This window comes from Arthrobacter sp. YAF34 (genome assembly GCF_052113245.1).
Lineage (GTDB): Bacteria > Actinomycetota > Actinomycetes > Actinomycetales > Micrococcaceae > Arthrobacter.
This window is the reverse complement of record NZ_JBFRCV010000008.1, coordinates 184073-198777: the sequence shown is the minus strand read 5'-3', so window position 1 is coordinate 198777 and position 14705 is coordinate 184073. Positions and strand designations below refer to the sequence as shown.

General features: G+C 67.9%; 14 protein-coding genes. 6 read left to right on the top strand and 8 right to left on the bottom strand.

What is annotated here, in order from left to right; genetic code table 11:
• Positions 1-208: 208 nt before the first annotated feature.
• Positions 209-376, top strand: coding sequence for a DUF3117 domain-containing protein (locus AB4Y72_RS11980; RefSeq protein WP_079550332.1), 168 nt, complete (start codon positions 209-211; stop codon positions 374-376).
• A gap of 78 nt (positions 377-454) precedes the next feature.
• Here AB4Y72_RS11980 and AB4Y72_RS11975 read toward each other — a convergent pair whose 3' ends face one another.
• The gene (locus tag AB4Y72_RS11975) at positions 455-1087 is read right to left on the bottom strand and encodes an O-methyltransferase (protein ID WP_223980034.1); all 633 of its coding nucleotides are present in this window, start codon (positions 1085-1087) and stop codon (positions 455-457) included.
• 120 nt (positions 1088-1207) lie between these two features.
• The gene (locus AB4Y72_RS11970) at positions 1208-2281 is read right to left on the bottom strand and encodes a DNA polymerase IV (RefSeq protein WP_441426374.1); all 1074 of its coding nucleotides are present in this window, start codon (positions 2279-2281) and stop codon (positions 1208-1210) included.
• A 301-nt stretch (positions 2282-2582) separates the two neighbouring features.
• On the opposite strand from AB4Y72_RS11970, the gene sigE reads away from it, so the two are divergent.
• The 3 genes from sigE to AB4Y72_RS11955 all read left to right on the top strand — a co-directional run bounded on the left by sigE (position 2583) and on the right by AB4Y72_RS11955 (position 4828).
• Positions 2583-3236: an RNA polymerase sigma factor SigE gene (sigE, locus tag AB4Y72_RS11965; RefSeq protein WP_441426373.1), complete on the top strand. Its 654-nt coding sequence runs from the start codon at positions 2583-2585 to the stop codon at positions 3234-3236.
• Between the two features lie 8 nt (positions 3237-3244).
• Positions 3245-4354, top strand: coding sequence for a hypothetical protein (locus tag AB4Y72_RS11960; RefSeq protein WP_441426372.1), 1110 nt, complete (start codon positions 3245-3247; stop codon positions 4352-4354).
• 81 nt (positions 4355-4435) lie between these two features.
• Positions 4436-4828: a twin-arginine translocase TatA/TatE family subunit gene (locus AB4Y72_RS11955; protein ID WP_441426371.1), complete on the top strand. Its 393-nt coding sequence runs from the start codon at positions 4436-4438 to the stop codon at positions 4826-4828.
• Positions 4829-4889: 61 nt separating this feature from the next.
• On the opposite strand, the gene AB4Y72_RS11950 is transcribed toward AB4Y72_RS11955, so the two are convergent.
• From AB4Y72_RS11950 to AB4Y72_RS11940, 3 genes are read right to left on the bottom strand one after another with little or no spacing between them, the layout of a single operon-like run.
• Positions 4890-6062 (bottom strand): Mrp/NBP35 family ATP-binding protein, encoded by a 1173-nt coding sequence (locus AB4Y72_RS11950; protein WP_441426370.1) that lies wholly within the window; start codon positions 6060-6062, stop codon positions 4890-4892.
• Between the two features lie 11 nt (positions 6063-6073).
• The gene (locus AB4Y72_RS11945) at positions 6074-6847 is read right to left on the bottom strand and encodes a DUF1003 domain-containing protein (protein WP_441426369.1); all 774 of its coding nucleotides are present in this window, start codon (positions 6845-6847) and stop codon (positions 6074-6076) included.
• Positions 6840-8123, bottom strand: a complete 1284-nt coding sequence (locus AB4Y72_RS11940) for a magnesium transporter MgtE N-terminal domain-containing protein (protein ID WP_441426368.1) — start codon at positions 8121-8123, stop codon at positions 6840-6842. The genes AB4Y72_RS11945 and AB4Y72_RS11940 overlap by 8 nt, the downstream gene beginning before the upstream one ends.
• 76 nt (positions 8124-8199) lie before the next feature.
• On the opposite strand from AB4Y72_RS11940, the gene AB4Y72_RS11935 reads away from it, so the two are divergent.
• Positions 8200-9063, top strand: coding sequence for a general stress protein (locus tag AB4Y72_RS11935; RefSeq protein WP_441426367.1), 864 nt, complete (start codon positions 8200-8202; stop codon positions 9061-9063).
• A gap of 207 nt (positions 9064-9270) precedes the next feature.
• On the opposite strand, the gene AB4Y72_RS11930 is transcribed toward AB4Y72_RS11935, so the two are convergent.
• Positions 9271-10854 carry an aminopeptidase P family protein gene (locus AB4Y72_RS11930; protein WP_441426366.1) on the bottom strand — a complete coding sequence of 528 codons (1584 nt, stop codon included), beginning with the start codon at positions 10852-10854 and terminating at the stop codon, positions 9271-9273.
• 112 nt (positions 10855-10966) lie between these two features.
• Here AB4Y72_RS11930 and AB4Y72_RS11925 point away from each other — a divergent pair, with 112 nt between their 5' ends.
• Positions 10967-11812, top strand: coding sequence for a PHP domain-containing protein (locus AB4Y72_RS11925; protein ID WP_441426365.1), 846 nt, complete (start codon positions 10967-10969; stop codon positions 11810-11812).
• A gap of 28 nt (positions 11813-11840) precedes the next feature.
• Here AB4Y72_RS11925 and AB4Y72_RS11920 read toward each other — a convergent pair whose 3' ends face one another.
• Both AB4Y72_RS11920 and AB4Y72_RS11915 read right to left on the bottom strand, forming a co-directional pair.
• Positions 11841-12713 (bottom strand): DNA-methyltransferase, encoded by an 873-nt coding sequence (locus AB4Y72_RS11920; RefSeq protein ID WP_441426364.1) that lies wholly within the window; start codon positions 12711-12713, stop codon positions 11841-11843.
• Between the two features lie 8 nt (positions 12714-12721).
• Positions 12722-14482 (bottom strand): DEAD/DEAH box helicase, encoded by a 1761-nt coding sequence (locus AB4Y72_RS11915; RefSeq protein ID WP_441426363.1) that lies wholly within the window; start codon positions 14480-14482, stop codon positions 12722-12724.
• Positions 14483-14705: the final 223 nt, after the last annotated feature.

Here is a 14705-nt window from a genome sequence, read left to right as displayed (position 1 = left end):
TACGCGATAATAGAGGATAAGCAAGGACAAGAAGCACACTGACTATGGGCACGCTGACTATACGCAGACTGCCTATATGCACATTGAGCATATGTGTGAGCGGTCTGTCATGGCGGGCTCCTGGAGCACCGCCGGACGGCCTGATTGACCAAGCGGACGCAGCCCGGCCGGGCTGGTATGTCAGGGACTAATGGAGGGGATATTCCTTATGGCGGCAATGAAACCACGCACCGGCGACGGCCCTATGGAAGTGACGAAAGAGGGACGAAGCTTGATCATGCGTGTTCCGCTCGAAGGCGGGGGTCGACTCGTAGTCGAGCTCAACGCCGCTGAGGCGACAAACCTCAAGGAATGCCTCGTCGGCGTCACCGAATAGCTTCACGCCAAGAGCTTCGCAAAAGGGCGGGGTCCCAGCCACCAGGCTGCGGACCCCGTCCTTTTCTGTCGGCACTGCCTACTTTTTTACGGCGATCAGCAGGCCGTCGCCGGTGGGCAGCATGGCGGAGGCGAGGCGGTCGTCGTCGCGGATGGACTTGCCGATCTGGCGGAGCACCACCGTAGTGGCGTCCCTGGCTGCCGGGTTCGCCACCCGGTCCTTGTCGAGGGCGTCATTGACAATCAGCAGGCCGCCGGACTTCAGGAGCCGGACGGCCTGTTCCACGTAGCTGGGGTAGTTCGGTTTGTCGGCATCAATAAACACCAGGTCGTACGCCCCGTCCGTCAGGCGGGGCAGGACATCGCCGGCCCGGCCCGAAATGGTGCGGGTGCGGTTGGCGGGGCTGCCCGCTTCATGGAACGCTTCGCGGGCCGCCTTGAGGTGTTCGACGTCGACGTCGATGGTGGTCAGGACGGCCTGCGGACCCAGCCCGCGCAGGATGCACACGCCGGACACGCCGGCCCCGGTGCCGATCTCCACCGCGGTCTGCGCCTTGGATGCTGCCGCCAACACCGTCAGCACGGCACCCACCCCGGGGCCGATCGGCGTCACGCCAAGCTCGAAAGACCGTTCGCGCGCGTGCAACAGGACCTCATCCTCGGCAGGCAGATCTTCTGCATAGGACCAGCTCGTGGACTTATCGGCGCTCATGGGATATCGCTTTCTGGGCGGCAGGGGAGTGTTCACTACAGCGTACTGTGTCCGGCGGGACGGGACACGGAGGCGGCAGTGCCGTGGCCGCTGCGTCGTTGCAGGCCAGTGGCGACGCCGTTACCAGCCACCGCGCGTCGGCGTATGTCCCTTCCGGGCATCGTCGGGCATTGTCATTTCGGCCCGCAGGCCCAGGAGCCGGATCGGGCGGCCCGGCTCGATGCCGGCTGCGAGGTCCAAAGCCCGCGCAAGGATTTCGCTCCGGTCGAATGTCTCGGGAACTTTCCGCGCGTGGGTCTTGGTGACGAACGGCGCGTACCGAACCTTGAGGGTCAGCCCCACCACGGGCCGTCCTTCGGCCACGACGTCTTCAAGGACTCGCGCTGTCAGCTCTCTCACGGCCTCGTCCACCTGGGCAGGGTCGGTCAGGTCGCGCTGGAAGGTGGTCTCCCGGCTGTGCCCGCGGGCAACCCACGGGGTGTCGTCCACAACGCTGGCGCCGTCCCCGCGTCCGAGCTCCGCGTACCAGGGACCGATCCGGGGGCCGAACTCCGGGACCAGGTCTTGGGGGTCGGCCGCGGCGAGCTCGGCGACTGTGTTGATGCCGAGTTTGGCCAGCCGGCCAGCCACTTTTGTTCCGACGCCCCACAGCTCCTTGGTGGGCCGACTGCCCATGACGTCCAGCCAGTTCCCCGCCGTGAGACGGAAGACGCCCGCCGGCTTGCCGAAACCGGTGGCGACCTTGGCCCGGACCAGGGTGTCGCCGATGCCCACGCTGCAATGCAGCTGCGTCCGCTCCAGGACGGCGGCCTGCACCTGCCGGGCGTAGGCCTCCGGGTTCTCTGTCTCCGTGCCTACAAAGGCTTCATCCCACCCAAGCACCTGCACGGTGGCGCCGGGCTGCGCGCGCAGGGTCGCCATCACCGTGTCAGACGCCGCGAGGTAGGCCTCTTGATCGACGGGCAGGATCACGGCGTCGGGCACTTTCCGGGCCGCAATGCGTAGGGGCATTCCGGAACCCACGCCGAACGCCCTGGCCTCGTAGGATGCGGTCGACACCACAGCCCGTTCGGCGGGGTCGCCCCGGCCGCCGACAATGATCGGTTTGCCGGCAAGCTCCGGCCGCCGGAGCACTTCCACCGCCGCGATGAACTGGTCGAGATCGACGTGCAGCACCCACCGGATTCCACTCACGCCACCAGTGTGCCCTAAACATCCCCGGCAGGCATCGGGTCTCCACCGAGGTTGGCACGGGGGCCCGCAACCGAACGCTGAACCGAGCGCTGAACCGAACGCTGAACAGAACACGCGGCGGCCGCGACAGGGGGTTGCGCCTTGGGCTGAAGGTGGCGGCACGTCAGGAAATTCACAGCTTATTTTGACATGATGGGAGTCCGCTCATCCGCGTGGTGATCGGCGTCGAATAAAGGGTGTAGGAACCTGCGCGAGCAGGCACCATTTCGAGCGTAGGTACCATCCATGAGGGGAGCGGACGATGTCGGTTCTGACACCTGTCCCGGCAACTGAGGCAACTGATCCGTCCGGCCAGTCCGGCGCCGTGACGGAGGCCGAATGGGTCCGGCCGACCTGGGAGGAAGTGGTGACGAACCACTCCGCCAAGGTCTACCGCCTTGCGTACCGGTTGACCGGAAACAAGTACGACGCCGAGGACCTCACCCAGGAAGTGTTCGTCCGGGTCTTCCGTTCGCTGGAGAACTTCAAGCCCGGCACGCTGGACGGCTGGCTGCACCGGATCACCACCAACCTGTTCCTGGACCAGGCGCGGCGCAAGAACAGAATCCGTTTCGACGCCCTGTCCGACGACGCCGAATCGCGCCTTCCCGGCCGGGAACCCGGCCCGGAGCAAAGTTTCGAGTTCAACAACCTCGACCTCGATGTTCAGGCCGCGCTCGAAGAGCTGCCCCCGGACTTCCGCGCCGCCGTCGTGCTGTGCGATCTCGAGGGGCTGTCCTACGACGAAGTGGCCGCCGCGCTGGATATCAAGCTCGGCACCGTCAGGTCCCGGATCCACCGGGGCCGGACGATGCTGCGCGAAAAGCTTGCGCACCGTGACCCCCGACCGGCGCAGCCGGCCAAGCAGTCCCTCAAGCCGCGGCTCAAGATGCCGCGCATCGCCGGCCTCCTCTGAAGCGGTCAATGGGTCTGCTCAAACGCTTGCTGGGAAGTTCCGGCTGCCGGTTCTCCGGCAGCCGGGGCCGCGGCGCCACCCGGTTTTCGGCCGCCGCCCGCCACGACCATGTGGCGTCGTGTGCTGAGTGCCGCGCCCGGCAGCAACGCGAACGACAGTACCTTGAGCGCCTCCGTGGCGCCGCCGTGCCCGAGGCCAGCGAGGACCTGACCGCGCGGCTTCTCGCCCGGACTGAGCAGCTTGCCGACGGACCGGCCGCGGCGGCCCGGCCTCAGGGAAGCCACCGCGCCGGCCCGCGCCGGCCCGTCCTGGCCGGAGCGGGGGCCGTCGCCGCGCTCGCCCTCATGGCCGCCACCGCCTACTTCATGGGTGGCGACGCCGGCATCCCCGCCGGCGGCGCCGACGGGTCCGCCCTCGCACGCGCGGGCACCGCCGAACCCCTCGACGCTAGTGAGTTTCTCGGCGCGGGCGAAGCGCCCGGCACCGGGGGAGCCGGCAGCGCCGGTGTCTCCGGGGACGCCGATGCGCCCCGCATCGGGTTGGGCCCCGGCGAGGAGCCCGGCATCACCCCCGCCGGGGCATTGAGCGCCGGCCAGCTTGCCGCGCTCCGTGCGCAGGGATGGACATGTCCGGAACTGCGGGACCTTGGGTTCCACCTCATCTGGGCCCGCACCGGCAGTATGTCCGGGGACACGGTCCTGGAACTTCGGCTCACGGACGGCTCGCGCTTCGCCACGGTCCTTGAACAGCACGCGTCCCAGGGGCAGGGCCACGGCACACCGCCGGCCCGGTCCGATGCTTCGCCCCTCAACGTGCTGACCGGTCACCGTGCGGTGGCCGACGGCTTCACCCCCGCCCCGGCCGCGCTGCTGTCATCGGTGCCGGGATCCCGGAGCGGTGCGCTCTGGATCAATCCGGCCCCGCCGTACCGAGCCATTTACCAGAGTGCCGCAGGCACCTACACGTACATTTCGGATCTGCCGGCCGGGCAGGCCAACGACGGCGCCGCCGCCCTGGCCCGCCTCAACAGCCCGGCTCCGGCCCCGGCAGTACGCGACGGCATTCCGGAGCGGATTGAGCGCGGACTGAGCCGCATCCTGGAGCACCTGGCCCCGTGAGGCAACGATCCGCCCGACGTCGCCGGCACCCTGCCTCCGCGAAATCGTTGCCAACCCGAGTGAGAGGGTAATCTTCCTAAAGTGCTTGGAATCAATGGACCGGAGTTCTTACTTCTGCTGATCATCGGCCTTCTGGTGATTGGTCCCAGCCGGCTGCCCGAATACACCCAGAAACTTGCCAATATCGTCAAGGAAGTGCGCCGGATGGCGTCCGGTGCGCGGGAACAGATCAAAGAAGAGGTCGGCATCGATATCGATGACGTCGACTGGAGGAAGTACGATCCCCGCCAGTACGATCCCCGGCGGATCATCAAGGAAGCCCTCCTGGACGATGACACCAAACCGGTGAGCTCCGGAGCGCCCGCAACAGTGGCGACGGCTGCCGCCACGGCCGTCGCAGAGCAGCGCCCGGTGCGCGCCGTCGAGCGCCTGCCCGAAGGCGAGCCGGCACCCTTCGACTCCGAGGCCACCTAGGCCGTCGCCGGCGCCCCGCGCAGGCTGCCCCGCGTCCGCGGCGCTTAAGGTGCTGCCCCGGTCAGCGGGGCTGCAGGCCGAGCGAAATGCCCGAGAGCCCCCGGGGAACCGACGTCAGTTTCCCGGCGATCCCGGCCAGGGCCACCGCCGCCGGGGTTTCCGGCCGGCCCAGCACCAGCGGCACCCCGGCATCCCCGCCCTCACGGAGCAGGACTTCGAGGGGAATCTGCCCCAGCAGGGGAACGTCCTCACCCACGGTGGCGGAGAGGCGCTCGGCGAGCACGGCGCCACCGCCGCTGCCGAACAGTTCCATCCTGTCGCCGTCGGGCAGTTCAAGATAGGACATGTTCTCCACGACGCCGGCCACGGTCTGGCCGGTCTGGGTGGCGATCGCGCCGGCCCGCTCGGCAACATCCGCCGCGGCCGCCTGCGGAGTGGTCACGACCAGGATCTGCGCCTTGGGCAGCAGCTGCGCGACGGAGATCGCGATGTCGCCGGTACCGGGGGGCAGGTCCAGGAAGAGGGCATCGAGGTCACCGAAGTAGACGTCCGTGAGGAACTGCTCCAGCGCACGGTGTAGCATCGGCCCGCGCCAGGCCACCGGCTGGTTCCCGGTGACGAACATGCCGATTGAGATGACCTTGACCCCGTAAGCCACCGGCGGCAGGATCATGTCGTCCACCCTTGTGGGCGACTGGGTGATGCCCATGAGCGCCGGAACGGAGAACCCGTAGACATCCGCGTCCACGATCCCCACACGGAGCCCCTGGGCCGCCAGGGCGCACGCCAGATTGACCGTCACCGACGACTTCCCCACGCCGCCCTTGCCGCTTGCGACGGCGTAGACCCGGGTGAGCGAGCCTGGCTCGTTGAACGGGATGCCGCGCTGGGTGCCCGCACCGCGCAGCTGCTCCTTCAGCGCGTCACGCTGCGCCTGGGTCATGACCTTCAGGTCAACCTCGACGCCGGTGACGCCCGGGACGGCAGACAGGGCCGCCTCGGTGTCCGCCGTGATGGTGCCGCGCAGCGGGCACCCGGCGATGGTCAGCAGGACCACAATCCGCACGCGGCCGCCGTCGGAGATCTCCACGGACTCCACCATGCCGAGCTCGGTAATGGGACGGCGGAGCTCGGGGTCGATCACGGTGGCAAGGGCCGAGTGCACCGCGTGCTCCAGCGAGGTGTGCTCCGGCGGGGTGTGTTCAGGCGGGGTGCGGTTCAACGGGGCGCTCATGCGGGCGACGCTCAGCTCTCGGGGAAGGTGCGGTGCGCGGGCAGGCGGGCCGGGTCCGTATCTGCCCGGTCAGGGTTCGGCGTCGGGTTCGCCGTCGGCTTCTCCGGCTGCCCGTCCCGCTTGCCGCCGGCCTTGACCCGGGGGATCTGCTGGGTGCGGGGGCTGCGCTGTTTATCGCGCCGCTCCTTCATCTTTTCCTTGACTTTGTCCCGCGGTGTCTCGTGGACGCCGGCGGAAGGATCGTGGGTGCGCAGTTCCTCCTGGGCCTCCAGCATGTCCTCCAGCAGGCTGCGCAGCTCGGCACGGACGTAGTCGCGGGTGGCGACCTCGCGCAGCGCGATGCGCAGGGACGCCAGTTCCCGGGTGAGGTACTCGGTGTCGGAGAGGTTCCGTTCGGCGCGCTGGCGGTCCTGCTGGAGCGAGACCTTGTCCCGGTCGTCCTGGCGGTTCTGCGCGAGCAGCAGCAGCGGGGCGGCGTAGGAAGCCTGCAGGGACAGCATGAGGGTCAGCAGCGTGAAGCCCAGTGCCCGGGAATCGAACTGCCATTCCACTGGAGCCCAGGTATTCCAGCCCAGCCAGAACACACAGAACACGGTCATGTACAGCAGGAACTGGGGCGTGCCCATGAACCGGGCGAAGCCTTCCGTTGCGTGGCCGAAGGCGTCCGGGTCCGGACGGAGCTGGGGCAGGAACCGCTGGCGGGCGCTCAACGGCGTGTCGAGGGCGCCTGAGGCCTTGGCTCCCGGGCGGGTAACGGAGCCCCGTGGGGTTGTGGTTTCAGCCAATGCGGCCTCCGAGTTTCCTTATCGGGGCGTCGTCATCGTGGGCGCGCCAGTCGTCCGGCAACAGGTGATCAAGCACGTCATCAACGGTCACGGCCCCCACAAGCCGTCCGTCGTCGTTGACCACCGGGAGGGAATTGAGGTTGTAGGTGGCCAGCGCCCGGGCCACCTCGCTGATGTGGGCCTGGTCGGAGACCGGTTCCAGGCTCTTATCCACGAGGTTGCCCAGCGGTTCGGGCGGCGGGTAGCGCAGCAGCTGCTGGATATGGACGACGCCGAGGAAGCGCCCGGTGGGCGTCTCAAGCGGGGGCCGGGCGACGAAGATGGACGACGCGAGGGCCGGGGAGAGCTCTTCCCGGCGGACATGCGCCAGGGCCTCGGCGACGGTTGCCTCCGGGGGAAGGATCACCGGGACCGGCGTCATCAGGCCTCCGGCGGTGTCCTCGTCGTATTCCAGCAGGCGGCGGACGTCCTCCGCGCCTTCAGGTTCCATCAGCTGAAGGAGTTCTTCAGCCTGCGCGCTGGGGAGTTCGGCGAGGAGGTCCGCGGCGTCGTCCGGATCCATTTCCTCAAGGACGTCGGCGGCGCGGTTGACGTCCAGGGCGGAGAGGATTTCCACCTGGTCGCCTTCGCGCATCTCCTGCAGGACATCCGCGAGCCGTTCGTCCTGCAGCTCGCTGGCGACCTCGAAGCGGCGTTTGTCGCTCATTTCCTGGAGAGCTTCGGCGAAGTCGGCGGGCTTGAGGTCCTCGTGCGTGGCCACGAACTGGGTGGCGGCCTGGGGCTCGGTCTTGGCGCCTTGCAGGGCATCGGCCCAGTCGATGATGAGGGTTTCGTTGCGGCGCAGTCGGCTGAGCGGGGACAGGGAGTGGCCGCGGCGGACGAAGAGCTTGCTGACGAACCAGTCGCCGGAGCGGTGCCGGTCCATGGCAATGTCCTCGATGGTCGCATCGCCGCTGCCGTCCGCGAGGGTCACCCGGCGGTCGAACATCTCAGCCACCACGAGGGTTTCCGCCCCGCGCTGTTCGAACCGGCGCAGATTGACCAGGCCGGTGCAAATGACCTGCGTCTGGTCGATGGAGGTAATCCGCGTCATGGGCACGAACACGCGCTTCTTGCCGGGAACTTCGACGACGATGCCCACCACGTGCGGGGCGCCCCTGGTCCCGCGGGAGAGCACCACGACATCGCGCAATCGGCCCAGACGGTCGCCCAACGGGTCGAAGACATCCAGTCCGAGGAGGCGCGCGACAAATACCCGCGATACATTTGTGCTCACTCATACAGGCTACCGGTCTGCTCTCTTTTAGCTGAATTTCCAGCCACACACCAGTCTGATGGGTGAGAATGGGCGTATGTCTAACATTTTTGGTGCTCCCAGGGCCGGTGCCCCCAATGGCCCGGACGAAGCCCGCGCTGTCCCGCGGGGCGACGTCGTCGGTTCGTACAACTCCTACCTGGATGCCCAGAAGGCGGTGGACTATCTGGCTGACCAGCAGTTCCCCGTGCAAATGGTGTCGATCGTGGGCAACGATCTGAAGATGGTGGAGCGGGTAACCGGGAGGCTCACCTACCCGCGCGTCGCCCTGTCGGGCGCGCTCAGCGGAATGTGGTTCGGCCTGTTCGTTGGTGTCATGCTGTCCTTCTTCTCCACGACCCCCGGGTACTTCTCGATTGTGACGTCCGTGCTGATGGGTGCAGCGTTCTTCATGCTGTTCGGCATCGTCACCTACGCGATGCAGCGCGGCAAGCGTGACTTCACCTCTACCAGCCAGGTGGTGGCGACCAACTACGACGTCGTGGTCTCCTTCGAGGCCGCAGGCGAAGCCCGGCGCCTGCTGCACCAGCTGCCGATGACACCGCATGACGCGACCGGCGCCGCCGCGGCCGGCTACCAGCAGCACGACTACCGGCACCAGGAACCCCAGCAGCCCGGCCATGTACCCCAGCGCCCCGCAGGCTGGAATGACCCGTACGGCCAGAGGAACCCCGAAGCCGGCAGCGGACCGGAGGGCCCGTATCAGGGCGGCCGCCCCCAGCAGGGCGAGGCCCCGGCCCACGCCGCAGCGGCGCCCGGCACGGAGGAAGAGGCGCCCCGCCCGGCCGGCCGCGTCTCAGGAGTGACATATCCGGACCTCCCGGACGGCCGCCCCCAGTACGGGGTCAGGGTCACGGACGCCGACAAGCAGGCGCCGGGCCAGGACGGCCAGCAGCACTGATTAGCGGCGCACCGGCAGCACTGAGTCACGCTGACTGAGTCACGCTGACTGAGTGACGCAGCAAAAAGTGACGCAGCAAAAATTGACGCAGCAGAAAAGCGAGGGTCCCGGACATCCGGGACCCTCGCTTTTGTGCTCTTGCCGTGCTGCCGGGCCGCAGCCCCCGCCGTGCGGGGGCTGCAGCGGTGGTCGGCGTCGGGTGAGGTGCTACGCCGTCTGGCCGTCGGCTTCCAGGTAGATGCCCGCCATCCAGGACTCGACGTCGTCCGCCTTGCGCGGCAGGGCAGCGCTCAGGTTGACCGGGCCGTCGGCGGTCATGAGGATGTCGTCCTCGATGCGGACGCCGATGCCGCGGTATTCCTCGGGAATGCCGATGTCCTCGTTCTTGAAGTACAGGCCGGGCTCGATGGTGAACACCATTCCGGGCGTGAGCACGCCATCGAGGTAGAGCTCCCGCTTGGCCTGGGCGCAGTCATGGACGTCCAGGCCGAGGTGGTGGCTGGTGCCGTGCGGCATCCAGCGGCGGTGCTGCTGGCCTTCGGGGCTGACCGCTTCCGCCACGGAGACGGGCAGGAGGCCCCATTCGGCGAGCCGTTCCGCCAGCACGGTGGTGGCGGCGGTGTGGATGTCGCGGAATTTGGTGCCCGGCTGGGCGGCGGCAAAACCGGCGTCGGCGGCGTCGAGGACAGCCTCGTAGACCTTGCGCTGGATCTCGGAGAATTTGCCGTTGGCCGGCAGGGTACGGGTCACGTCGGCCGTGTACAGGGAGTCGGCTTCGACGCCCGCGTCCAGGAGCAGCAGTTCACCGGCGTTGACCTTGCCGGTGTTCCGGGTCCAGTGCAGCACGGTGGCGTTGTTGCCCGAGGCGGCAATGGTGTCGTAGCCGAGCTCGTTGCCTTCCTCGCGGGCGCGGGCGAAGAACGCTCCTTCCACCACTCGCTCGCCGCGGTGGTGGGTCAGCGCGCGCGGGATGGCCTTGACGACCTCCGTGAAGCCGGCCACGGTGGCGGCAACGGCGATCTTCATCTGCTCGATTTCCCACTCGTCCTTGAGGAGGCGCAGCTCAGAGAGGGCCTCGGTGAGCTTCTCGTCCAGGGCATCGAGGACACTCAGGTCAAGGTTCTCGGGGTCCTTGGCAGTGTTGTACCGGGCGGTGTCGACGAGGGCGTCAATGTTTTCGTCAACCTTGCGCACCAGCCGGATGGAGATGCCGCCGATCTCCGGCGCGCCGACGTTCTTGGTGATGGCGAGTTCGAGTTCGCTAATGTCCGACGTGTCCAGTCCGAGCTTGGCCTTGAACTCGGCCAGGCTCGGGCGGGCGCCGATCCAGAATTCGCCGGAGCGGGAGTCGGCGTAGAACTGCTCGGTATCGCGGCCGGCCAGGGGGCGGAAGTAAAGCGTGGCGTGGTGGTTACCGCCGTCATCGCCCGTACCCTCCGCCACCGGTTCCAGGATCAGTACCGCGTCAGGTTCGTGGTCCACACCGAGGCCGGTGAGGTGCGCGAACGCCGAGTGCGGCCGGAAGCGGTAGTCGCAGTCGTTCGAGCGGACCTTTAGCGGGCCCGCGGGGATGACCAGGCGTTCACCTTTGAACTGGCCTGAGATAGCGCGGCGCCGGGCGGCGGCGTGGCCCGCGACAGCGTCGCGCTCAGGGACGTGCTGTGTGGCCGGCGCCCAGTTGCCGGCCATAAAAGCCTTGAAAGCGTCGGAGCTGGGCCGCTGCGAGCGGTTGTTGACGCGCTCTTCGAGGGGCTGGGAAGCGGAGACTTGGGTGTTATCTGCATCGTTCACCGTCCCATAGTCTCACCAGGGCGGAGGCTTAGGCCAACGGCGCGCGCCCGGCGCGGGACACCGGCTTCTGCGGGACCGCGGCTTTGATCTGGCCATCTACTAGGCTGGTGAGGTGAGGATTGACCTGCATGCCCACTCGAACGTTTCGGACGGCACCCAGGCGCCGGCTGACGTCATGGAGTCCGCCGCCGGGGCCGGGCTCGACGTCGTGGCCCTGACTGACCACGACTCCACTGACGGGTGGGCCGAAGCCTCCGCCGCTGCCCGGAAATCCGGGGTGGCCCTGGTCCCGGGCATGGAGATCTCCTGCCGCACCGCCGAAGGCATCAGCGTCCACCTCCTGAGCTACCTCCACGACCCTGCCCATCAGGGGCTGCTGGAGGAAATCACGAAGTCCAAGGACGCACGGCACACGAGGGCGCAAAAAATGGTCACCCTGCTGTCCGAGGACTACCCCCTGACCTGGGACGACGTAATCCACCATGTCGCGCCGGGCGCCACCCTGGGCCGCCCGCACATCGCCGACGCGCTCGTTGCCGCCGGTGTCGTGGAGGACCGGGCCGAGGCCTTCGGCTCCATCCTGACCTCACGCTCGCGCTATTGGGTCCAGCACTACGCGCCCGAGCCGGCGCTCGCCGTCGAACTGGTCCGTGCGGCTGGCGGCGTCCCGGTTTTTGCTCACCCCGTTGCATCGTCCCGCGGGCGGATTGTGGGGGAGCGGACCTACCGCGAAATGATCGACGCCGGGCTGGCCGGCCTGGAAATCTACCATCGCGACAACCCCGAGGACGGCCGGGCGTTTCTCCGCCGCCTCGCCGACCAATACGGCCTGCTGGTCACCGGCTCCTCCGACTATCACGGCACCGGCAAACCGAATCTGCTGGGCGAAAACCTGACCTCACCGGAAGTCCTGGCCCGGATCGAGGAGATGGGCACCGGGTCGTCCGTGGTGCGCTAACGGGCGCTTGGGCGGGCGGGACGAGGGGTCAGGCGGGCGGGAAGGCCGTGAACTGCGCTTGCACGGCCAGGCGTTTGGTCATGACGTCGACGGCGGCCTGGTTCTGGTCCACGCACACGAACCGGCGGTCGAGTTTCGCGGCCACGGCGCCCAGCGTGCCGGACCCGGCGAAGAAGTCCAGGCACCAGTCGCCGGGACGGCTCGAGGCCGCCACTACCCGCCGGATGAGGCCCTCGGGCTTCTGCGTCGGATAGCCGGTCTTTTCCTTGCCGGTGGGCGAGACGATCGTGTGCCACCAGACGTCCGTGGGAAGCTTGCCGAGCTCGCGCTTGGCCGGGGTGACCAGGCCGGGCGCCATGTACGGCTCACGGTCCACCTCGGCGCTGTCGAAGTGGTATTTCGCCGGGTTCTTGACGTAGACAAGGATGTTGTCGTGCTTGGTGGGCCAGCGGTACTTAGCCCGCGCGCCATAGTCGTAGGCCCAGATGATCTCGTTCAGGAAGCATTCCCGGCCGAAGATCGCGTCCAGCATGACCTTGGCGTAGTGCACCTCGCGGTAGTCCAGGTGCAGGTACAGGGTGCCGTCGTCGGACAGGAGCCGCCAGGCTTCCACAAGCCGCGGCTCGAGGAAGGACCAGTAGTCGCTGAACGCGTCGTCGTACTTGTGCAGCGCGCCCTTGATGGTGTCATAGGACCGGCCCTTGAACCCGACGCGGTCACCCTCGCCGCCGGCGTTGAGCACCATCTTGGTTTCCTGGCGCCGCTGGACCCGGCCGGTGTTGAAAGGCGGGTCCACATAGATCAGTGTGAAGGCGCCGTCCGGCAGCGTGGGGAGGTATTCCGCGTTGTCCGCGTGAACCACCAGGTTGCTGCCGTCCGGCGCCCAGACGGTGTCAGTCATGGAGGGGATTAGGCCTCGGCGCCGCGCGACTGTGCGTCGCCGCCGGCCACTACTTCGCCGTTGTGACGGCGGGTGCGGGTGCGCCGGCGGGCACGCGTCGCCCGGTCCACGTCGGTCGGGGCACTGGCCGAAGCCGCCCGCGCCGACGCCGGGGCCTGAGTCTCAACCGGGGCAGCGGCGGCGTCTGTATCGGCCGGACGACGGCGGCGCGTAGCCGGGCGTCCACCGCTTTCGCCCGCACTGGCGCCGGCACCGCCGCTGCGGCGGCCCTCACGGCCACCCTCGCGGGAATCCCGGCCGCCGGAGCGTCCGCCGTCGCGGGGCGCACGGCCAGCATCGCGGCCGCCGTCCTTTGAGCTGCCCTTTGCGCTGGTGCGCGTGTTCTTCTTGCCAGTCTCGCCGAGGTCTTCGAGGACCTCTGCATCGACGCCGGCCAGTACGCGCTTGTCCCGGGGGAGCCGGCCCTTGGTGCCTTCGGGAATATCGAGTTCCTCGAACAGGTGCGGCGATGAGGAGTAGGTCTCCACGGGCTCGGGGTAGCTCAGGCCCAGAGCCTTGTTGATGAGCCCCCAGCGCGGCATGTCATCCCAGTCAACGAAGGTCACGGCGGTGCCCTTGTTGCCTGCGCGGCCCGTTCGGCCGACGCGGTGCAGGTAGATCTTCTCGTCCTCGACGCACTGGTAGTTGATCACGTGCGTGACGTCGTCGACGTCGATGCCGCGGGCGGCGACGTCGGTGGCCACGAGGACGTCCACCTTGTTGTTGCGGAAGGCGCGCAGCGCCTGCTCGCGGGCGCCCTGGCCGAGGTCGCCGTGGATGGCGGCGGCGGCGAAACCGCGGTCCACCAGTTCCTCGGCCACCTTCGCGGCGGTGCGTTTGGTCTTGGTGAAAATGATGGTGCGGCCGCGTCCGCGGGCCTGCAGGATGCGGGCGACTACCTCCACCTTGTCCATGCTGTGGGCACGGTAGATCAGCTGGCGGATGTCGCGCTTGGTCAGGCCCTCGTCGTCCGGGTCCGCGGCGCGGATGTGGGTCGGCTGGGTCATGTAGCGGCGAGCCATGGCGATGACCGGGCCGGGCATGGTGGCAGAGAACAGGAGCGTCTGGCGCACCGCCGGGGTACCGGCGATCAGGGTCTCCACGTCCGGCAGGAAGCCGAGGTCCAGCATCTCGTCGGCCTCGTCGAGGATGACGATCTTGACGTTCTTCAGGCTCAGGTGCTTCTGCTTGAAGAGGTCGATCAGGCGGCCGGGGGTGCCGACGACGATCTCGACGCCGTTCTTCAGCGCCTCGACCTGCGGTTCGTAGGCGCGGCCCCCGTAAATCGTGGCGATGCGGGCGTTGCGCTTCTTCGCGGCGTTCTCAAGGTCCTTGGCCACCTGGACGGCGAGTTCGCGCGTCGGCACGATCACCAAGGCCTGCGGGGCCCCGGGCACTGCCAGTTTGTCGAAGCCGGCGTCGTCACGGCCGACGACGCGCTGCAGCGCCGGGATCCCGAAGCCGAGGGTTTTGCCCGTACCGGTCTTGGCCTGGCCGATGATGTCGTGACCGGCCAGGGCCACCGGCAACGTCATGGCCTGGATCGGGAACGGGTGGGTGATGCCGGCGTCCGCCAGGGACTCCACGATGTCGGCGCGGACATTGAAGTCGGCAAAGGTCTGCTCGGCGATCTCGTGCGGCTTTTCGTCCGAGATGATGGTCTCTTCGGGCTCGATGGTCTCCGTGCCGGACTCATCGGTCAGAAGCTGGTGCGTATGCAATTCACTCACAGGGGAGTTTCCTTATTCATTTTGGGCTGCGCTGCTTGCTCAACGGGGCCGGCCGCAGTGGCCGTTCCGGAGCACGCTCAGAGGCGCAAGCAATTCCAGTGGAAGCCGATCGCGGGCTATCTAAATGCTGGCACTGGGACCAACGGGTGTATCTCAAGATCGCGTAGGGGCGGGCTTGTTGAATTCGAAAATCATGGAAATCAACGACCGGGCATCCATTTCT